The sequence below is a fragment of the Vibrio sp. 10N.261.46.A3 genome (assembly GCF_041472995.1).
GTDB lineage: Bacteria > Pseudomonadota > Gammaproteobacteria > Enterobacterales > Vibrionaceae > Vibrio > Vibrio coralliirubri.
In genome coordinates, this window is sequence record NZ_JBFRRH010000074.1 from 18,756 (window position 1) to 41,047 (window position 22,292).

Consider the following 22,292-nt stretch of genomic DNA (forward strand, 5'->3'; position numbering starts at 1 on the left):
CATGACCGACGTCATCCGTGACTTCTTTAAAATGGAATCTGCTGGCGGCATCATACTAGTCATCGCTGCGGCGATCGCAATGTTTGTAGCAAACTCACCACTGAACGAAATGTACCAAGGTGTACTTCACAGTTACGTTCTTGGTATGTCTGTGTCTCACTGGATTAACGATGGCTTAATGGCTGTCTTCTTCCTTCTAATCGGCTTAGAAGTTAAGCGCGAACTTTTAGAAGGCGCATTAAAGTCTAAAGAGACAGCAATCTTCCCAGCTATCGCAGCTGTGGGTGGTATGCTAGCTCCTGCACTTATTTACGTGCTATTTAACTCAAGTAACCCTGAAGCGCTTCAAGGTTGGGCTATCCCAGCAGCGACTGATATCGCATTCGCATTGGGTATCATGGCTCTTCTTGGTAACCGTGTACCGGTAAGCTTGAAGGTATTCCTGCTAGCACTGGCAATTATCGATGACCTAGGTGTTGTTGTTATCATTGCTCTGTTCTACTCAGGCGACCTATCAACACTTGCACTTACAGTTGGCTTCATCGCGACTGGTGTGTTGTTCATGCTAAACAACAAGCATGTGACTAAGCTGAGTGTTTATCTCATTGTTGGTGCAATTCTGTGGTTCGCAGTATTGAAGTCTGGTGTTCACGCAACATTGGCAGGTGTAGTAATTGGTTTTGCTATCCCACTGAAAGGTAATAAAGGGGAGCGTTCTCCGCTGAAACACTTAGAGCATGCTCTGCACCCATACGTCGCTTTTGCAATTTTGCCAATCTTCGCATTTGCAAACGCAGGTATCTCACTAGAAGGCATCTCAATTTCAAACCTTACAGGCATGCTACCGCTTGGTATTGCTATGGGTCTATTGGTTGGTAAGCCACTGGGTATCTTCCTATTCAGCTGGGGTGCTGTGAAAACCGGCGTAGCTAAGCTTCCTGAAGGTGTGAACTTCATGAACATCTTCGCGGTATCTGTGTTGTGTGGTATTGGCTTTACGATGTCTATCTTTATCTCGTCACTGGCATTTGGTCCAACGAACGCAGATTTTGATACGCTTGCTCGATTAGGTATCCTGATGGGCTCAACGACGGCAGCTATCTTAGGTTACTTCCTGCTAAGTATTTCTCTACCGAAAACTAAGCATCAAGAAGTAAAACTATAATCGGTAGTAGGCTCGCTTAATAGGGAGCCTACTCACTGAGTAACAAGTCAACTTCTGAGTAGCAAGAAGAGTCACAGAGTCTCCCTCGACTCATGTGACGATAAAGAACAAAAAAGCCGTGATGGGCAACCCTATCACGGCTTTATTGATCTTATAACTAAGCTGCTGTTGTTCGAACACTCGCTCTTGCTCTATATCATAGCTATATTTACATCATCGAAATCCACAGTGACAATGTCACGCTATTTTTCAAGCGTGGTGAATATGGTCCACTCCTCGACGATTTGTTCACTTAACCCTACCACAGTCGCTGTTACCTTACGGTTCAATGCGTGTGAAGTAGGGTCGTCGCCATCGCTTTCTAGGCGCTCTTCACCATAGCCGACAATTCGCACTCGCTCTGGTTCGATACCATTCGACAGTAACTCGTCTTGAACATTGTTTGCTCGTTTCTTTGATAGGTCTAAGTTGTACTCGTTAGAACCCACTTTACTCGCATAGCCTTGTATTTCAATCGAGGCACTTTTGTAGGTTTCAAGAAACTCTGCCATCGTACTGATCTGGTCTGAGAAGATCGGGTTCACTTCAAATGAGTCATGAGCAAAGAGTATTTTTAGCTGTCTGACTTCTTCCGCACGAATCGTTTCTCCACAACCATCATTGTCGACTTGTGATGTCTCAGGCGTACCTGGACAGATATCACGAGCGTTCACCACACCATCTCTATCATCGTCTTGCAGGTCTGCAATCTGTTCTGCTTCAGGTGTCTCGATATAGGCCTCTTCCTGCTGGTTTGAACAGGCAAATAAAGTCATCGTTAACACGGGAAGTAATAAGTAAGGTATTTTCATCATTAATACTCCACGGGCGTAGTCCACTCTTCTGGAATGTCGACCAGTAGAGCGTTCAATAAAGAACCTGTAGCGTTCATCACACGGTACTTAGCGTACTGCTCTGAATAGTGGGCATCTAGGTAATCTTTACGGGCTTCAAATAGTTCGTTCTCAGTGTTGAGTAAGTCAAGTAGAGTACGTTTGCCTATTCGGTATTGTTTTTCATATGCGATAACAGTTTCCGAAGCTGAGTCAACATGGTCGGATAGAAAGTTCTTTTGTTGTAACGTTAGATCCAATGCACTCCACGAGAGGCGAAGACCTTCTTCCACCTGACGATAAGCTCGATCTCTCAGATCTTTTGCTTTGTTCAGTTGGTATGCCGCAGCTTCTGAATTAGCACTGTCTGTTCCGCCGTTGTACAAGTTATATCTCATGCGAAGCATCGCGAGGGTCTCTTGACTAGAGCCTTCATCGCCACCTGCATCATCACGCCATGACTGAGATGCTTCAATAGAGAAGGTAGGGTAGTTCACGCCCTTTGACTGTTTGTATTGGAAGTGGGCTGAATCGACATCTGCGTTTGCAACTTTGATCACTGGGTGTTGGTCTAATGCATCAACAATGGCGTCCGTTAACGACAAAGGAATTTGAGAAATATCGGCTCTTGGGTAAATCAAGCCTAAAGGTTCTTGACCAACCACTCGTCTAAATTGGGTGTGTGTATCGATCAAATTATTCTGTGCGGCCAATAAGTTACCGTGAGCTTTTGCTATCCTAGCTTCAACTTGCGACACATCCGCAGTTGAACCTATTCCGGAGTTAGCCCGTTTCTTAATGTCTTTATAGATTTTTTTGTGTATTGAAAGGTTACTTTCAGACAGTGCCAGCACTTCAGTGGCCTTCACTGCATCTAGATAGATTTGGGTCACCTCCAAGGCTTTGTCTTCGGCATCCGCAATCAATTGCAAGCGAACCGACTCAGCTTCTGCGGCGGTACGATCAATGTCGTACAGAGTCGCGGAACCATCCCACAGCAATTGAGTGAGGGAAATCGTCGCTTCCTTTCTTGTTAGATCGGTATCGGGACCGTTGTTTGGTGCAGGGTTTATACCTTCGTAACCAATACCGGCGTCAAGGTCGATACTTGGCTTGTATGCTCCTCCTGAGGCATCGTTACGTTTTCGCACGCTCACATATTCGTTGAAGATGCTTTTTATCTCTGGATTCGTTGCCAAAGTAATAGCAACAGACTGTTCCAGAGTCTGAGCGGCGAGTGGTGTTGCAGCAACTAAGCAGCATAAGATGGATAATTTAAACAATTTCAAAGTAGCTCTCCTTCTACTTTCAATGTCTCATCCGTTTCCCAACCTACGTTTATCGCTGAATTGAGAGAAGGGTATTAAACGAAGCTTAGGACATTTGCAAAAAAATGCGAAGTTTGTAGGTTTTTTTTTGAATGTAAGTCGCTATTGCTATTGACTAATTTAAAAAGCACCAGATTTACCAACTTTTAGTGAGTTGATTATCAATAGCGCCACTACTAGATTTATTGTAGGAAATAGCCACAGCGCAGGGTGGGATTGGTTCCGCGTTTGGCGTGTTCTGGGCAGAAGTGGGAATATGGATATGGGAAATATCAACCTAAGTATACTAGGCCTTGTTAGCGGGAGTGTAGTACTCGACGCTCAAGGGCAAGTTAGACGTTTGTCTCCGGGCGAACAACCAGCTGCTAGTGACGTAATTATCAGTTTTGGGAATAGTGAAGAGAGCGTGCCAAGCGTATCTGCACGTTTTGTAGATAATCAAGGCCAACAGAATGCACTAGATACTGATGATGCGATCGCTCAAGTTCAGCGTGCTATTGAAGAAGGATTTGATCCAACGGAATTAGGAGATGAGTTTGATACTGCAGCTGGTGAGCAAGGCTCTAGTTTGACCAACAGCGGTAGGATTGAACGTACCGGCGCCGAAACTCAAGCTGCCACAAATTTTGAAACTGATGGGTTTGAGTCTCAAGGTTTGTCCGAAACTCAAAGTCTTGCTCTTTTTGATATCATCGCTTTTGCGCTTATTTCAGGTGAAACTAATGTTATTGAGTTTGAGCAGGATGAACCTATTGAAACTGGGGGCGCTTTAACGAGTGAAGACCCAGACGTTACCTTTATTGTTAAAGAGGTCGCTGGGGATAATGATCTCGGTACTTTTGTTGTAAACGAAGATGGTACTTGGACCTTCGTGGCCAACAGTCCTTATGATGAGCTTGCGGATGGTGAGCAAATTCAAGACTCGACGACAGTACAATCCTCCGATGGAGGCGAACAAGTCATTACAGTAACGATAATTGGTACTGATGATGCGGCTGTGGCTACTGATGACTCGGGCAGTGTGACTGAGGACATTGATGTAGATGAAATCACCAATCAATTAGTGACGTCTGGTCAGATTGTGATTACAGATGTAGACAGCGACACTCCTACTTTTTCAGCTGACGGTGAGTTTAACCTCGTAGGTTCAACAAACGAATCACAGCTAGGTGTATTGAGCATCGACCCTGATGGTGCTTGGACTTACGTAGTTAACAACGATGACGTTCAGTACTTGGATGACGATGAGTTCGTTACTGAAGTTTATACTGTGACAGCAAGTGACGGTACTACGAGTGAGGTAATCATCACTATTAACGGTGCCGATGACCCATCTGATATAACCGTAGGTGAAGGTGATTCAGATACTGGTGAAGTGACTGAAGATGTGGATGTAGACCTAGAGAGTAACAACTTAATTACTTCTGGGACACTAACGATCACCGATGTCGACGATAACGATGTCGCTGCTTTTCAACCAAACGGTGTGTTTAATCCTGAAGGATCAACCAATGATACCGCGTTAGGCATGTTGACCATTACCGACGATGGTGAATGGACTTACACCGTAGACAACGACGATGTGCAATATCTTGATGACGATGAGTTCGTTACCGAGGTTTACACAGTTACTGCGATTGACGGAAGCACAAGTGAAGTGACTATCACCATCAACGGTGCCGATGATCCGTCTGAGATTACTGTTGGTGAAGGTGATTCTGACATGGGTGAAGTGACGGAAGATGTCGATGTCGATCCTGAAAGCAATGACTTGATGGCGACAGGAACATTGACGATCACTGATGTTGATGCCAATGATGTCGCGGCTTTTGAACCCAACGGAACGTTTAACCCGGAAGGTTCGACCAATGAGACCGCATTGGGTATGTTGACCATAACCGATGATGGAGCATGGACTTACGTCGTAGACAACGACGATGTGCAATATCTTGATGACGATGAGTTCGTCACTGAGGTTTACACGGTTACTGCGATTGACGGAACCACAAGTGAAGTGACCATCACCATCAACGGTGCCGATGATCCATCGGAGATCACCGTTGGAGAAGGTGACTCTGATATGGGTGAGGTGACAGAAGATGTCGATGTCGATCCTGAAAGCAATGACTTGATGGCGACGGGAACACTGACGATTACTGATGTAGATGCCAATGATGTTGCGGCCTTTGAACCGAACGGAACGTTTAATCCAGAAGGTTCGACCAATGATACCGCGTTAGGTATGTTGACCATAACCGATGATGGCGAATGGACGTACGTTGTAGATAACGGTGATGTGCAATATCTTGATGACGATGAGTTCGTTACTGAGGTTTACACGGTTACTGCGATTGACGGAACCACAAGCGAAGTGACGATTACCATCAATGGTGCCGATGATCCATCTGAGATTACCGTTGGTGAAGGTGATTCTGACATGGGTGAGGTGACGGAAGATGTTAATGTCGATCCTGATACCAACGAACTTTCAGCGTCAGGTACTTTAACGATTACTGATGTCGACACGAGTGACATGCCCGCCTTTAAACCTAATGGTGTGTTTACCCCTATTGGGTCTACTTATGCACTTGCTTTGGGTATGTTAACGATTACTCCAGAGGGCGCATGGAGTTATGTCGTTGATAACGATGCGGTTCAATACTTGAATGATGATGACACGGTTATTGAAAGATATGTGGTAACCGCGATTGATGGTGTAGAGCATGTTATCGAGATAACAATCAATGGTGTCAATGACGCACCTGAAGCGACCAGCTTTACGGTCGTTAATGATGAGGACGCGATTATACCTATTCTCTTTGATTCTGAAGATGGCGGCATGCCAGATTATATCTCGGATATAGAAGATGACCATGACGACATTCCGCTTAATATTCGAATCGAAAGTTTGCCAACCAACGGCAGCCTTTTGTATACCGATGAAAATGGCGTCACGAGAGAAATCGTACAGTCTGATGTTGATAACGGTGAGTTGTTTGTTCCGAACAATATCAGTTTTGTAGCTGGGCCTGGAGAAATGTTTGAAATGGGCTTTAGTGGCGATCCTGAGGATATGCCAGAGCTTGTTGATGGTTTCTATAATTGGGGGGTGGAAGTTTCACCAACAGAGAGACTTATTACGCTAGATAACGGTAATACGATTACAATAACGATCGAAGATAACAATAATAAACCGTTGAAGCAGTATCAAGGCGAACAATCTCATGTTGGTTTTGGTATTGGTGATACCGATGGTAGAGGTATGAACAAACAGGAGACCTTGGTCCTCGACTTTACTAATAATCCATTAGAGGTTGTTGATTTTGGTTTAGATGGGTTGGGTGGTTCATTTAACACTGATAGTAATGTTTATGTTGAAGTGCTCTATACCTTTGCTGATGGCACTACTCAGACGGAGCAATATCAAAAAGATCCAGGAGATACAGGGAATAGCCAAATTCTGTATGATTTTAGTTATTCTTCACCAGACAATCCGATTGTTGGGATGGAGCTGTCATCGACAGGGGGCAGTTGGGAGTTACGCTATGTCCAAGGTAACGAGGCGGTAACTGAAGACCCGCAGTTTGATTATGTCGCGGTCGACTCTAATGGTGCGGAAAGCACGGTAGAGACGGTCACAATAGATATCGAAGAACCGCAGCAATATAACGTTATTAGTGCTGCGAGTAATGAACCTTTGTATGCCGAGTCAGGCAACGATCTGCTTATTGGAGATAGCGGAGACAACATCTTCACTTGGCTAGACTCTGCGCTCGACAACGGTACTGATATTATTAAAGATTTCGAGCTTTATACAGGTGGTTCTGGGGATCTGATTGACCTCAATGATTTGGTCGAAGACCCTCAAGATGAGACTCAAATGGCCGAGCTACTTGATGCGATTGAGGTCTCTGTCGACGGAGAAGATATCGCGTTGTCCATTCCAATCAATGGAGGGGATGATGTCCAAACTATAGTTGTTGAGGGGATTGCGACTGAACTGGGTGGTTCGGTTGACCTAGGTAATGACCTAGCCGTGCTGGGAGAGCTGATAAAAAATGATGCTGCTTAATTAGATAATGTGAAAGGTTCTAACGCTTAACGTAAGAAAAGCCCTCGATTTCGGGGGCTTTTTTGTGTCGAGTACCCGCTAAAGAAAAGGTATCGGAACAACACACAAAAAAAAGCCCAAACCAACGTGGTTTGGGCGGATACAAGTATAGGAGTTAATAAGGAAAATGCAGTAATTAAGAAAGCAGTGAGAAGAACAAGTTTGACGGCCTGTTAAACTTCTAAATACGCTGTTTTCTACCTAATTTATGACTCTCCATTTCTATTTCAGTTCCAAGAAAATTCATTATTTTTTTCTTTTTTTGTAAACACACAGCGATTCAATCGGTTAGTGCTGAGTTTTATTAACTGGTACGACCAATTTGTGAAAATGTGATGTTGCTTGCTTGTTAAATAAATGTACTAAGCGTATATTTCAAACAGTTGTTTAATACGAGTGATTGAAATGGCACCAAGAAGTACAACCAAAGACAAAATCTTAGATGTGGCTGAAGGCTTATTTGCTGAGCACGGTTTTAATGACACCTCTTTACGTACGATTACGAGTAAAGCGAATGTCAACTTAGCTTCAGTGAACTATCACTTTGGCGATAAGAAGACTCTGGTTCGTGCGGTACTCAATCGTTACTTAGAAGCATTTATGCCAGCACTGCAAGATGCATTAGTGAACTTAAACTTGAACGAAACGTATTCTATGAGTGACGTGTTTGAGTCGTTAAGACAGCCACTAAGAGCACTTAATGATGTTAGGCCAAATGGTACCAGCCGATTCATGTTACTCATCGGAAGAGGCTATACGGATGTACAAGGGCACTTGCGTTGGTTCATTACCACTCGTTATAGCGAAGTACTTTCTTTGTTTACGACGTCGGTAATGAAGGCGAATCCGAACCTCACTCAAGAACAGTTATTTTGGCGATTACACTTCACCCTAGGGACTTGTGTATTCACCATGGCATCAAGTCAGGCTCTGGTAGAAATTGCAGAGAATGACTATGACAGAAAGATAGATGCTAAGGCAGTGGTCGATATTCTTATTCCATATTTAGCCGCTGGCATGTCAGCAGAAGAATAAAACAATAAAAAGCGAAACATTCACAACCAATATAGTGAACAAAAGGATCTGAACTATGAGCTCTCTAAGACAAAAATGGGTAAGTGACCCAGCTTTTAAACTCTTTAAAAAAGTACTACCACCACTATCTAGCACCGAGAAAGAAGCGATGGAAGCGGGTAGCGTGTGGTGGGACGGAGAGCTGTTTTCTGGCAAACCAGATTTCACTAAGCTGCACCAATACCCAAAACCTCAGCTGACAGCAGAAGAGCAATCGTTCATGGATAATGAGCTTGAAACCTTGCTCGCTATGCTTGATGACCACCAAATTGTAAAAGAAGATCGAGACCTTCCTGAAGAGGTGTGGAACTTCTTACGTAAAGAGCGTTTCTTTTCGCTAATTATTGCGAAAGAGTATGGCGGTCGTGAATTCTCAGCACACGCTAACTCAACTATCGTAACTAAGATTGCGACGCGTAGTATCAGTACTGCGGTTTCAGTAATGGTTCCAAACTCTCTTGGTCCTGGTGAGCTGCTGTCTCACTACGGTACTCAAGATCAGAAAGGCTACTGGTTGCCTCGTCTTGCTGACGGTACAGATATCCCATGTTTCGCACTGACAGGCCCAGAAGCGGGTTCTGATGCGGGCGGTATCCCTGATGTCGGTACTGTGTGTATGGGAATGCACGAAGGCAAAGAGACACTAGGTATCAAGCTTAACTGGAACAAACGCTATATTACGCTAGCACCAGTGGCGACGGTACTTGGTCTGGCTTTCAAACTGCACGATCCAGAAAAGCTACTGGGTGACAAAGAAGACATCGGTATCACTTGTGCGCTTATCCCAGCAGATCACGAAGGTGTTGTGATTGGTGAACGTCATGACCCACTTGGTCTTGCATTCATGAATGGTCCAACGCGCGGTCACGATGTGTTTATCCCTATGGAGTGGCTAATCGGTGGCGCAGATTACGCAGGTAAAGGCTGGCGTATGCTGGTGGAATGTCTGTCGGCAGGTCGTGGTATTTCACTACCAGCACTGGGTACAGCAATGGGCCACCTAACTGCGAGAACAACTGGCGCATACGCGTATGTACGTAAGCAGTTTGGTATGTCGATTGGTAAGTTTGAAGGTGTTGCAGAGAGTTTAGGCCGTATTGGTGGCTTAACGTATCTACTAGAAGCGACTCGTACACTGACAACTACTTCACTTGATATGAAAGAGAAGCCGGGTATCGTCACGGCTATCGCGAAATATCATATGACAGAGATGGCGCGTACTATTCTGAATGATTCAATGGATATCCACTCAGGTCGTGCAATTCAAGATGGTCCAATGAACTACTTGGCTGCCCCTTACCTAGGTATTCCAGTGGCTATCACAGTAGAAGGTGCGAACATCCTGACTCGTAACCTGATGATCTTTGGTCAAGGTGCGACACGTTGTCACCCATACGTATTAAGCGAAATGGAAGCGGCAGCAAACCCAGATGAGAAGCAAGGTGCGAAAGACTTTGATAGCTTGCTGTTCAAGCATATCTCTCACGCAACTAAGAACACGTTCGGCGCGTTTGGCGCAGCACTAACTGGCTCTAAGTTCATTAAAGCCGACATGAGCGGTCCAACTAAGCCTTACTACCAAGATTTGACTCGTTTGAGCCGTGCGCTTGCAGTAAGTGCGGATTTCGCAATGCTAACGCTAGGTGGTGAACTGAAGCGTAAAGAGCTTATATCAGCACGTTTGGGTGATGGTCTAAGTTACTTATACATGGCGTCTGCAGCGCTTAAGAAATATGAAGACGAAGGTCGTCAACAAGCTGACCTGGATTACGTGCACTACGCGGTTCAACACTGTTTCCACAACGCGGCTAAATCGCTACAAGAAGCGTACAGAAACTTCCCGAACAAGATGGTGGGTAAAGTACTTAAAGGTCTAGTTTTCCCTGTCGGTAACCACTTCGAAAAACCAAGTGATAACCTGACAGTGCAACTAGCAGAAAGCTTGATGACTCCGGGCGCACACCGTGAACGTCTGACTCACCTTTGCTACATCGGCAAGGAAGAAGAGGACAGTGTTGGCCTAATGGAGAACGCGTTCAATGCGATGTACAGCATCAAGCCATTAGAGCGTAAGATCTTCAAAGCAGTGAAAGAGGGCAAAGTGGCTCGTAAAGGCTTACTGCAAGACAAACTTGCTCAAGCACTTGCTGCTGATGTGCTAACGCAAGAAGAAGTCGACCAAATTGTGGCTGCCGATAAACTGCGTTACGCTGCGATTCAAGTTGACCACTTCAGTCATGACTTTAGTGAAACTTTGACGCGAAAAGAGTTAAAACCTAAGCTAAATAGCGTTGCTTAGATAAAGAAACGATAAAAGGCACCTAATTAGGTGCCTTTTTTGTTTTTGTCGTAGAAGTCGCAATAGATGCGTTAACAAATGGTGACTTAGTCAGCAAATATCAGCTGAGTGCTCCAACCACTTGCATTTTCACCACATTTTTACAGAAATTAGATGCCATTTGCGTACGAAACTTTTATCCTTAACCTGATTTTTTAAGGAAGTTGAATATGATCATCAAACCTCGAATTCGCGGATTCATCTGTACTACAACACATCCAGTCGGTTGTGAAGCTAATGTAAAAGAACAAATTGCTTACACAAAAGCTCAAGGCCCAATCGCAAACGCACCTAAACGTGTACTAGTTGTTGGCTCTTCAAGTGGCTACGGCTTGTCTTCACGTATTGCGGCTGCATTTGGTGGCGGCGCTTCAACTATCGGTGTTTTCTTTGAGAAAGCCGGTACTGAGAAAAAACCGGGCACAGCTGGTTTTTACAACTCAGCAGCGTTCGATAAGCTAGCTAAAGAAGAAGGCCTGTATTCAAAAAGCCTGAACGGCGATGCTTTCTCTAACGAAGCGAAACAGAAAACGATTGACCTGATCAAAGAAGATCTAGGCCAAATCGATATGGTTGTGTACTCACTGGCATCTCCAGTGCGTAAAATGCCAGAGACTGGCGAAGTGATTCGTTCAGCTCTAAAACCTATCGGTGAAACGTACACATCAACGGCTGTTGATACCAACAAAGACATGATCATCGAAGCAAGCGTTGAGCCTGCATCTGAAGAAGAGATCAAAGACACTGTTACTGTAATGGGCGGTGAAGATTGGGAACTTTGGATCAACGCTCTATCTGAAGCGGGTGTTCTAGCTGACGGTTGTAAAACTGTTGCTTACAGCTACATCGGTACTGAACTAACGTGGCCAATCTACTGGGATGGCGCGCTAGGTAAAGCTAAGATGGATCTAGACCGTGCAGCGTCAGCGCTTAACGAGAAACTAGGCCAAACTGGCGGTACTGCAAACGTTGCTGTTCTTAAGTCTGTTGTGACTCAAGCAAGCTCTGCAATCCCTGTAATGCCTCTTTACATCGCTATGGTGTTCAAGAAGATGCGTGAAGAAGGTATTCACGAAGGTTGTATGGAACAGATCTTCCGTATGTTTAGCCAACGCCTATACAAAGAAGATGGCAGCGCAGCAGAAGTGGATGAAGTGAACCGTCTACGTCTAGATGATCTAGAACTTCGCGAAGACATTCAAGATCACTGTCGTAACCTATGGCCTCAAATCACAACCGAGAACCTAAAAGAACTGACTGACTACGTAGAGTACAAAGAAGAGTTCTTGAAGCTATTCGGTTTCGGTGTTGAAGGTGTTGATTACGAAGCTGAGGTTAACCCAGCTGTTGAATTTGATGTAGCTGACATCTAATTCAAACAATCGAATCAAAACGAAATAGGCGCTCATTGAGCGCCTATTTTTTTGCTCAAAAGTAGATGAGGGATTCGAGTGGCGAGATGCGAAGAGCTTAAGAGCAGATACGAGTGACGAGATTCTAGATGCGAAGAGATTTAAGAGCAGATATGGGATTCGAGGTTCGATGATCTCTAAGAATAAGTGAGAGAAAAGAAGCCATAAAAAATGCACTAATCCAAACATGAACTAGTGCATTTAAAATATCTAATCTAAAGCGCGATAACGCTGAATAAGCTAGCTAATTATGATGATGAAAGTACCTGCTAAGGTCATCAATATATTGGCTATTGCGTAAGTACCTGCGTAACCCAGAGCTGGAATGGTTGAGCGAGCGTGGTCATTAACGATGTCCATCGCTGGAGCGCAAGTTCGCGCGCCAATGATCGCACCAAACAACAGAGCTCGGTTCATCTTCAATACGTAAGCGCCAACTAAGTACGCGAAGAATACTGGCAAGACACTGACGACCAGAGCGATACCAATGACCTGCGGACCAACTTGAGTCAAGTGCTCAAATATCTTACCACCGGCGCTTAAGCCGATACCGACCATAAAGAACATCAAACCGAGGTCTTTGACCATGTTCAGCGCTCCTTGAGGTACATAACCGAAAGTAGGGTGGTTCGCCCGTAGGAAACCAAGCATGATGCCTGACAGAAGTAGACCAACCGCGTTACCGAGTCCAAACGACACCTGACCGAATGTCATGGTGATCAACCCAAACAAAATACCCAAAATGAAGAAGCTACAGAAGGCCATCAAATCCGCCATTTGGCTGTGGATTGAGATGAAACCAATTTTCTCTGCTAGGCCGTGCACACGACTCTTTTCGCCACTCACCTGCAGTACATCACCCTTAGAAAGTACGATGTTTAAGTCCATCGGCATTTCAATCTGAGCACGCACTACGCGGTTAAGGAAACAGCCATATTCAGACAGGTTTAAGTCTGAAAGGCGCTTACCTGCGATGCTGTCACTTTTAACGACGATCTCTTCTTCCACGATACGCAGGTCGAGAAGGTTACGGTCGAAAACCTCTTTACCGTTACGGAAGCTTGGGTCTAGACGAGCGTGGCTGTCTGGGAAACCAACCAATGCGATCTCATCACCTTCTTGCAGAATTGCATCACCATCTGGGTGGGCAAGAATACCATTACGTCGAATACGCTCAATGTAACAGCCTGTTTGGCGATAGATGCCTAGTTCACGCAGGTTCTTACCGTCAGTCCAAGAGATAAGCTCTGGACCCACTCGATAAGCACGAATAATGGGTAGGTAAACCTTACGCTGACCTGAAGCGCCTAAACCACGCTCTTGGGCGATTTGCTCTGCCGAGTCGTGTAGGTTCACTTTTTGAAGCTTTGGAATCAAGCGGGCAAACATAATCATACTGATTAAGCCAACCAAGTAAGCCATAGCGTAACCCACTGATAGGTTTTCGATAATCAGGCTCAAATCCATATTTCTTGGTAATTCTGCAAGCCCAGAATTCAGAGCATCTTGAGCACCTACCAATATCGGCGTTGCTGTTAAGGCACCCGCCATCATGCCTGCGGATAAACCAAACCCGAGGCCAAGGTAATGACTACTGAAATAGGTTAAAGCAATTGCGGTAGAGAGAACCACAAGGCTCAGAATGAGGTAGTGCTTACCATCTCTGAAGAAGATACCGAAGAAGTTTGGTCCAGCTTCAATGCCAACACAGTAGATGAACAGCATGAAGCCAATGGTGAGCGCATCTGCGTTAAAAGAAAAGCCAAGATGTCCCATGATAAGGGAAGTAATCAAAACACCGATTGAATTACCAAGTTGGAGGCTACCGAAACGAATTTTACCAATGGCTAATCCAATCGATAAAACAACAAAGATGAGGAGAATGGGGTTTTGTTCTAACAGAAAAACAACGTCGATATTCACGGTGGTCGCTCAATAATTGGCGTGGAACACAGGGTAAGTTTGAGATGTGAATTGTATCTAAATATAAATAAATTATAAGCAATATTTTGCTAATTTACTTGATTTTGACCTTATTCTTATTCCGTATGAAAACTGGTCATAAAAAAAGCCCGCTACAGTGAGCGGGCTTTCTATAAATCGTACAGTCTAACGCCTAAATGGGTCAGCTGTTTAAGGCTTTAGCCTCGATTCTCGTTTGAGAAACCTTAGCTTAGTCGAAAAGACCTAGGTTTTCTTTTGCGTATGCTTCAAATTCTGTGCAGCCGCCGATGTGGTCTTGGTCGATGAAGATTTGTGGCACTGTGTCTACAGGTTTACCAACAGTCTTCTCTAGATCAGCTTTGCTGATGCCTTCAGCGTGGATGTCAACGTAACGGTAGTTGAAGTCATCGCGTTTAGCTTTAAGAGTTTCAGCATGCTCTTTTGCACGAACACAGAATGGGCAAGCAGGGCGACCAAAAATAACTACAAACATTTAATTTCTCCTAAATACGGGATGAGGCTCGTTAACTCGATTATGTTAACTATTCTTTAGTGAATGCCACTCAAAATTTCTTAAAACCAACTATGCCTCAATGCTATGGGGAAATAAAGATGGAATTACCTCTTAATACAATAGGTTTTGTCTATCAGAGCAAATAATGGTCACAAAAAGGATCCATGCTGATTTCTGACGGATATCTAGATTGATTACCCTTAACTTAAGAGTGTGAATTACCCCTAAGAATACGACTTTAATTCATCTTTAATGCGACAAGTTGCACCTCGTCAAAAAAAGCGCATACAGAACGAGGCATCTTAATACTGATGCACGATATAAAAGCTAAATTCCAATAACCAAGAGTTCGCAGTTTTGTTCGGTCATAGGCGCAGGAGGCACCATGTTTCAATTTATGACATCTACAAAGATCATCTTTGGTGATGGAGCACTTTCCGCTTCATTGTCTCTCTTTAATCAATATGGCTACAGCGTGCTATTGGTTACAGGCAATACATTAGAGCGCACTTCAATTGTTACTGACTATCTTGATGCGCAGAGTATGCGTTATCAGCACATTGCCGTTTCCGGTGAACCTAATATCAAAATGGTTGAAGAGGCGGCTATTTCTGCACGTCGATTTAAGCCAGATATGGTCGTCGCGATGGGTGGTGGCAGTGCCATCGACATGGGCAAAGCGTTAGCCGCGGTTTTACCTAATCAAGGCAATTTATATGACTATGTTGAAGTGGTCGGGCGTAATGTTCCTCTTAAAACCAAACCACTGCCGTTTATCGCTATTCCAACCACGGCGAGTACCGGCGCCGAGGTTACTAAAAACGCGGTGCTGAAATCAGGCCAAGACCAAGTGAAAATCAGCCTTAGAAGCCCAGATATGCTGGCTGACGTTGCGATTGTCGACCCAATCCTAACTCATGGAACTAATTTGTATCTATCTGGACGAGGTGCGATGGATGCCTTTACTCATCTAATGGAAGCCTACGTGTGTGGTGAACCGAATCCGTTAACCGATATGATTTGTGAAGAAGGGCTGCGTAAGTTGAGTGGTTCTGTGGTTAAAGCGTGTGTTTATGATGAGCCTCAAGCGCGTTCTGATCTTGCTTTCGCTTCTATGCTCGGTGGTATGGCGATAACTAATGCCAAGCTTGGCGCAGCCCATGGTTTAGCCTCCGCACTAGGAGGTAAGATTTCTGCGCCTCATAGTGTGATTACCGCGCGTTTAGCGCCGTTTGTGATGTTGGAGAACATAGCCGTTGCAAAAGAGCAGCAAAGAAGCGACATCCTAGCGCGTTATCAGCGAATCGCTCAGATAGTAACAGGTAACGTAGAAGCAGTAGAAGATGAGGCAATTTCTTGGTTATCTGAAGTGCTTGATACGCTTAAGTTACCCAACTTGTTGGAGTTTGGTGTCTGTGAAGCCCAGTTTGATGAGGTGTCTGCCGATGCGCTCAAGTCAGTGGCGATTAAAGGAAACCCTTTGCCATTGAACCAAGAGAGGCTCGTGCATATTTTAAAGCAGGTATGCGAGAAGTGCAGCTGTGGAGAAGGGCATCATGAGGGGACCTCAATGAATCAAATTGACGATGAACCTGCTGTCGAGTCGAGTTTTACCATTATCAACTCTTATGCGTCCGAGAATAGCGTGGTTGAGAAGGGCAATAGCTGGACTATCTAATAATCTCAATCTGTTCACTGTATAAACCATTTTAAACAGGCAAATAAAAACGGAGCGCTAGGCTCCGTTTTTTAATTTCGCTTGTTCTCTGGTCATCTGTTTTTAGTTCATGATTAAGCAGATTAGAACTGAGAGTACTTCTCGTAACGTGAATCACGAAGTGACTCTTTGACGCGTTTTAGGTTCTCTCTGAAACCAGATCCACGACGTAGCGTAAAGCCTGTCGCTAGCACATCGATAACCGTCATCTGAACAACGCGACTTGCCATTGGCATGTAAACGTCAGTGTCTTCCGGTACATCTAATGAGATAGACAGCGAGCTCGCTTTATCCAGTGGAGAATCTTTTGCTGTGATAGCAATAACTGTCGCACCGTTTTCACGCGCTAAGTTTGCAATCTCTACCTGGCTTTTAGTGCGACCAGTGTGAGAGATAAGAACAATAACGTCGTTATCACTGCAGTTAATGCAGCTCATTCGTTGCATCACGATGTCTTCGAAACATGTGATTGGGATATTAAAACGAATGAACTTGTTTTGAGCATCTTTGGCGACAGCAGAAGAGGCACCCAGTCCGAAGAATGAAATGCGTTTTGCTTGAGTCAGCAAGTCAACCGCACGGTTTACTTGCATCGCATCTAGACTGTTTTTAGCAACGTCTAGACAAGCCATAGTTGATTCGAAAATCTTATGCGTATAAGCATCTGGACCATCATCTTCTTCAACATTACGGTTCACGTAAGGTGTACCATTCGCCAAGCTTTGAGCTAGGTGAAGTTTGAAGTCAGGGAAGCCCTTTGTGTCTAATCGACGACAGAAGCGGTTAACTGTAGGCTCACTCACGTCAGCCATTTTAGCTAAGGTAGCAATGCTAGAATGAATTGCAGTTTGAGGGGAAGCCATAATTACTTCGGCTACCTTACGCTCAGACTTGCTGAAATTTTCCAGGTTTTTTTGTATTTTTTCTAATGTATTCATAGTGTTCACAAGGGTATAGAGAACAACTTGCTAGTTAATATCTTTTACCAGGGGGTATGGCTGAAGCAAATATCAGTAAACACAAAGCCAAATGTATATTCGGTATCGTAAATACTGCTGCGTCAAATAGATATCAAGCTAACTAGCACCATAGAGTCAGTATAAACCCAACATACTATTTACTAATACAAAAACAGGGCATGAATGCTTAAGAATATGACAAACCTCAACAAAATTTTAGAAAACTACAGAATTGGAAGAGAGTTTGAGCAAAAAGAATGCAAAATGAGTATGAACTGACAGCTTAGTTACATCAAAAAGAAAGAAATTTTCAATTTGATGCAACTAAAATTGAATGACTATGCGTTGATTTGCGTAACCAGTTTGTTGATTTTGCCCATCAAGTTTGGTGCTAGTTTAGAGATCTCACGCTGTTCTTCAAGCACTGATGAAAGAATGTCATTGCCTGTTAGTGGGTTTGCTAACACCACGCGGAAAACGATGATCGGCTGATGTGCCCATGCTTCAGGGTTTAAGCGTGTACGGGACACGAAAGACTTACCTGTTTCACGCTGCTTCTTCTGAATAAACTTAGTCAGCTCATTGAGCAATTCATTCAGTTCGATACGATGTTCAGGCTCAGCTTTAAGCAGTGCAGCTTTGACTGATTCAGGTACATAGCGATAAGTCAGTAGGCAAAGCTCAGGTTCTGAAACCAGTTCGAAGTCGGTCTGATCTTTAATTAGGTCGGCAAAGTAGCGCGCTTTGTTGATGCTTTGGTCGATCAGCAGTTCATAACCTGGGCGGCTAATGATATGCATTGCGGCATAAACCAGCATTGCCATACCTGAACGAGAGCCTTCTAACGTATGGCTACCTAAATCTTTTGAGCCTTTACGAAGAATGTATTGAGCATGATGTTCAATCGCTGTCATCGCATCTGGCTTCTTAAACAGAACCATGCCCGCACCCATAGGGATATAAAGCTGTTTATGCGCATCAATCGTGACTGAATCCGCCAGTTCAATACCATCAAGCAGGTGACGATGATTGTTAGACATCAGAGTCGCACCGCCCCAAGCAGCATCAACGTGGAAATGACAATCGGATTCGGCACACACCTCAGCAATGTCTCTTAGCGGGTCGATGTTACCGGTTTCGGTTGTACCAGCCACACCAATGACGGCGAAAGGTTTGATCTTGTTCTGCTTGAGCTGCTCGATCTTGAGCCTTAAATCATCAGTACAAATACGGTTGTCGTTATCTGTTTTAACAGACACTAGACCTTCTTGACCAATACCAAGGACATCCGCGGCTTTTTTCAGAGAGTAGTGGCCACGTTCAGAGACTAAGATGGCAAGGCCTTCGTAGTCGTAGTGCTTCATGGCTTTAAACAAGCCCTCTTTTTCCACACCTTTGAACGAACCTTGCGCTTTTAGTGCGTTGTTACGTGCGACCCAAAGCGCCGTAATGTTCGCGATGGTACCGCCAGAACAAAACGCACCTAAAGAGTGGTTTGCGCTGTGCATCCAACGAGAATAAAACTGGTCACTATCTTGATAAATCAGGCGATGTAACATGCCCAGAACTTGACGTTCTAGGGGAGTGAAAGCTTTTGAGGTCTCGATTTTTACTAGATTCTGATTCAACGCAATCATGATTTTTGAAAGCGGCATCAGGAAGTACGGCAACGCAGAGGTCATGTGGCCAATAAAACTTGGCGAAGACGTGTGAACCGAATGAGACACAAGAGAATCGAGGAGATGCTCAGTATGTTCAGAAACAAACTCAGGCTGCTCTGGGATATGAGCATTTGAAAAATCTTTCTCAATTTCACGCAGTGGCTTTTCTTCAGCCACAATATGTTCACGTAAGAATTGATTCAGGTTTCGTGAAAGTTTGTCTTCAATTTGAGTGAGTGTTGAATCTGGGCCTTCAGGTACCGTGAAGATACGTAGAAGACTGTCGAAGCTAACATCTGCTGTTTTTTGTTCCGTAACCATAGCAAGCGAGTTATTTTTCTAATATTGACGCGAGCGGGACAATCTAAACGAAAACGGGAACAATGTCCCGTCTTAATTATGAAATCCAACTTCTCAAAAAAGCATATTAAATGAGGGGTTATTTACACTTAATCGCTTCAAGTTTACTGATCGACTGGTTGTAACGCTGTAGCGCTGAGTCGATTTGCTTAGGGTGACTAAGCAGCTCTGCAAAGGCAGAACGTAGCTCGTAGTTTTGAGCGTGAGGCGTTGATTGGCGGTCATCGAACGTTGTTTTCGCGATTTTACCAAGCTCATCATCACGTGTTGATAGCGTTTTAATGTCGTGTTGCTCGAGTTGCAACCAACCTTCTACAGGCTGCTCTGTTGCCACTTTGCTTGAATCGTTCACAAGGTAGTAGTTAACCGCAGCACGGTTAAGCTCAAAGTGGTGCTTACGACCTTCTAGGAACCACTCACTCACTTCTGTTAGCTCTGGGTATTGCTCAGAGGTTAATGCAGCAAGGTCGGCATACCAATTCAAAGAAGCGTCGATGTACGCATCATATTTTTTTGCTTGGCACTGGTTTGTCTCAGACATTGAATCTGCTGCAAAAGAGAAAGTAGAAGTTGAAGCTAGCAGTAATGCGACGCAAAGGCGTTTCATAGTGGTTCCTTTTGTAAGTTTATTCTTTTTATAACTTTGTCGTTACAGGTTACCGTGATCGTTATTTGTTGAGCAATGACACTTAGTGTCTTTTTATTTCGGTAACTGTATCGGTGTCTTGGGCATTGGTATTCGAGTTGCATTCTAATCTAAAACAAACGCTATTCCTGCGATCTAGTTAGCAAGAGATACAAAGAACAACATCAATATCGGAACAAGCAAGCTGAGGATAAAGCCACTGACGATAGCGATAGGCACACATCGAACGCCGCCTGTTGTTTGAATGACCGGTAAGGTGAAGTCCATCGCAGTCGCACCAGCATAACCAATGGAAGTGCATGGGTAGCTGCGAATCAGCACTGGAATCAGTACCAAGGCAACTAACTCTCTTAACAGCTCGAGCATGAAAGAAGCGCCACCATAGACAGGGCCAAAGGCGTCACCCATTAAAATACCAGCCAGAGAGTACCAACCAAATCCAGAAGACATTGCCAAGGCTTTGAACAGAGGGATATCTAGGATGTAAGCCGCGATGACACCACCCAACATTGAGGTGATGATAATAGTGATTGCGATAACCATGCCGTGCTTGTTGAGTAAGATCTGACGAAGTGTGAGTCCGCTATTACGCAGCTGAATGCCGATAAAGAATAGAAGAACAAACAGAATCCATTCGCTTGCGGTATCAACCCAATCAAGGCCAATAGGCAGCACTAAGCCAGCGATTAGCCCTGAACCCACCACTAAGATGAGTTTGGCAGATTCCATCGCCATCGAAGAAAGGGGAAGCTTCTTCTTGCTACTGTCGGTTTTGAGTGGCAATAACTTATCAATAGCGGGCAGTGCCATTAGGTTACAAACGCTTAAGCAGACAAAGAAAGTGACGGTATATAGAAGGATTGTCTGCAGATTACTGCCTAGGTTATCGAGGGCGGCTAAGCTTAGTCCCATCAACGCCAGAATCACGTAGATCAACCGCGATGTTGAGCGGTTGATAAATTCTAATGTCTGAGCGTTCGAAATTGCAAAAAGATACCCCACGACGAGTGGCGCAAATATAAAGATCATCCCTGTAAACATGCTTTCCCCATTGCATTTACTTCATATTACACTTACTTGTAATTTAACAGTGACTTAGAAGCCGCTAGTATTGATCACGTCGCTTAGCTTTGCATTAAAATCATGCTTGCTCAAGTTGCTTAATTTATAAAGCACCTCTGCACCAGTCACGTTAAGTTCAACTTCGTGATCATCGATGTTCTCATCCTTGTTTCTGAACATCAGCAGGTGGTTAGCGATTCGAGCGATATCCAAGTAAGACACTTCACGTTGTTCATGGTTATTGATGGTATTGCTACACACATCAATGAAGTCGCTGTCGAAACCCCAACGGTTAAGCACCAATTTACTGGTAGCGGAACATTGGCCTTGGAAGATTTGTAGAGCGATGTCGTGATCTAAGTAATTGCCATTTTCGAGGTAGAGGTGGTATTCGCTAACCAAACAGAACAATCCAATGTCAGCCAGTAATCCAACAAGCAGTGATTTTTCATGTTCAAGGTAACGGTATTCAGTAGGGGAGAGCTCTTTGAAGCTGTTGGTAACAAGCACCATAGTAGCGCCTAGCTCTTTTGATACAGAAGCGCTCTGAACCAATAACTTATTACACTCTTTACTGAGGTTGACTGAGTGTTTGAGTTGCTCAATAGCCTGAGCCGTCACGATGTCACGTACTCTTAATATGCCAAGGCGCGACACAGCCGTCATAATATCAACACAAGTAATATTGCGTCGGTTAAATACGACAGAGTTAGCCACACGAATGACAATAGCAGCGAGGCCTGGGTCTTCGAGTAAGCACTCGGCAACTTCAGCAATCCCAGTTGATTCAAGGGTACAAAGCGATTGAATCTTCAGTACAACGTTAGGAATAGGAGGAAGTGTTATTTTTCCCGCTGAGATAGAATGTCCAACAAGTTGGGCAAACTCTGATTCTAGACCCTTTAAGAGAAGAGCCTTATTTTGAGGTAGCCAGAAAAACGATAAATGATTCATATAAAAAGTAAAAACATGTATGTCTTGCCATTTTACAAGCCGCGATGCTGCGAGGCAATACTCATCCGTCCACATAACCTTTAATAATTTGAACCGGTGTATCACTAGGTGTCCAAATTCAAGCATGGTTTGGTAGTTTACTGTGACGTCAATCATGAAAAACCAGAATACTCAA

Annotated in this window: 15 protein-coding genes; 6 read left to right on the plus strand and 9 right to left on the minus strand. The window is 44.3% G+C overall.

Going from position 1 to position 22,292, the window contains the following annotated elements; translation table 11 throughout:
- Position 1 precedes the first annotated feature (1 nt).
- On the plus strand, positions 2-1,165 hold the full coding sequence (nhaA, locus tag AB4484_RS17805; RefSeq protein ID WP_048609224.1) for a Na+/H+ antiporter NhaA: 1,164 nt from the start codon (positions 2-4) through the stop codon (positions 1,163-1,165).
- A gap of 242 nt (positions 1,166-1,407) precedes the next feature.
- On the opposite strand, the gene AB4484_RS17810 is transcribed toward nhaA, so the two are convergent.
- Positions 1,408-2,019 carry an OmpA family protein gene (locus AB4484_RS17810; RefSeq protein ID WP_048609223.1) on the minus strand — a complete coding sequence of 204 codons (612 nt, stop codon included), beginning with the start codon at positions 2,017-2,019 and terminating at the stop codon, positions 1,408-1,410.
- A complete protein-coding gene (locus tag AB4484_RS17815; RefSeq protein WP_048609222.1) occupies positions 2,019-3,326 on the minus strand; it encodes a TolC family outer membrane protein in 1,308 nt (435 codons plus the stop codon). Before AB4484_RS17815 ends, AB4484_RS17810 begins: the two co-directional genes overlap by 1 nt.
- Positions 3,327-3,627: 301 nt before the next feature.
- Here AB4484_RS17815 and AB4484_RS17820 point away from each other — a divergent pair, with 301 nt between their 5' ends.
- The 4 genes from AB4484_RS17820 (at position 3,628) to fabV (ending at position 12,261) form a co-directional block, all read left to right on the plus strand.
- On the plus strand, positions 3,628-7,437 hold the full coding sequence (locus AB4484_RS17820; protein WP_372079565.1) for a VCBS domain-containing protein: 3,810 nt from the start codon (positions 3,628-3,630) through the stop codon (positions 7,435-7,437).
- Positions 7,438-7,881: 444 nt separating this feature from the next.
- Positions 7,882-8,511 carry a TetR/AcrR family transcriptional regulator gene (locus AB4484_RS17825; protein ID WP_017065403.1) on the plus strand — a complete coding sequence of 210 codons (630 nt, stop codon included), beginning with the start codon at positions 7,882-7,884 and terminating at the stop codon, positions 8,509-8,511.
- Positions 8,512-8,566: 55 nt separating this feature from the next.
- Positions 8,567-10,849, plus strand: a complete 2,283-nt coding sequence (locus AB4484_RS17830; protein ID WP_372079566.1) for an acyl-CoA dehydrogenase — start codon at positions 8,567-8,569, stop codon at positions 10,847-10,849.
- A 209-nt stretch (positions 10,850-11,058) separates the two neighbouring features.
- Positions 11,059-12,261, plus strand: coding sequence for an enoyl-ACP reductase FabV (gene fabV / locus AB4484_RS17835; RefSeq protein ID WP_029405477.1), 1,203 nt, complete (start codon positions 11,059-11,061; stop codon positions 12,259-12,261).
- Positions 12,262-12,540: 279 nt separating this feature from the next.
- Here fabV and AB4484_RS17840 read toward each other — a convergent pair whose 3' ends face one another.
- Positions 12,541-14,223 (minus strand): aspartate:alanine antiporter, encoded by a 1,683-nt coding sequence (locus tag AB4484_RS17840; protein ID WP_017060395.1) that lies wholly within the window; start codon positions 14,221-14,223, stop codon positions 12,541-12,543.
- Between the two features lie 250 nt (positions 14,224-14,473).
- Positions 14,474-14,737 (minus strand): GrxA family glutaredoxin, encoded by a 264-nt coding sequence (locus AB4484_RS17845; RefSeq protein ID WP_009847069.1) that lies wholly within the window; start codon positions 14,735-14,737, stop codon positions 14,474-14,476.
- A gap of 406 nt (positions 14,738-15,143) precedes the next feature.
- Here AB4484_RS17845 and AB4484_RS17850 point away from each other — a divergent pair, with 406 nt between their 5' ends.
- Positions 15,144-16,436 (plus strand): iron-containing alcohol dehydrogenase, encoded by a 1,293-nt coding sequence (locus AB4484_RS17850; RefSeq protein ID WP_372079567.1) that lies wholly within the window; start codon positions 15,144-15,146, stop codon positions 16,434-16,436.
- 122 nt (positions 16,437-16,558) lie between these two features.
- Here the strand turns inward: AB4484_RS17850 and AB4484_RS17855 are convergent, their stop codons facing one another.
- From AB4484_RS17855 to AB4484_RS17875, 5 genes are all read right to left on the minus strand, one after another.
- Positions 16,559-17,413 (minus strand): MurR/RpiR family transcriptional regulator, encoded by an 855-nt coding sequence (locus tag AB4484_RS17855; protein ID WP_004734686.1) that lies wholly within the window; start codon positions 17,411-17,413, stop codon positions 16,559-16,561.
- A gap of 359 nt (positions 17,414-17,772) precedes the next feature.
- Positions 17,773-19,416, minus strand: a complete 1,644-nt coding sequence (panP, locus tag AB4484_RS17860; RefSeq protein ID WP_193842242.1) for a pyridoxal-dependent aspartate 1-decarboxylase PanP — start codon at positions 19,414-19,416, stop codon at positions 17,773-17,775.
- A gap of 118 nt (positions 19,417-19,534) precedes the next feature.
- Positions 19,535-20,062, minus strand: coding sequence for a hypothetical protein (locus tag AB4484_RS17865; protein WP_017065407.1), 528 nt, complete (start codon positions 20,060-20,062; stop codon positions 19,535-19,537).
- 174 nt (positions 20,063-20,236) lie between these two features.
- Complete coding sequence (locus AB4484_RS17870) at positions 20,237-21,142, minus strand: lysine exporter LysO family protein (protein WP_017071961.1); 906 nt, start codon at positions 21,140-21,142, stop codon at positions 20,237-20,239.
- 54 nt (positions 21,143-21,196) lie between these two features.
- Positions 21,197-22,117 carry an HDOD domain-containing protein gene (locus AB4484_RS17875; protein ID WP_050643191.1) on the minus strand — a complete coding sequence of 307 codons (921 nt, stop codon included), beginning with the start codon at positions 22,115-22,117 and terminating at the stop codon, positions 21,197-21,199.
- Positions 22,118-22,292: the final 175 nt, after the last annotated feature.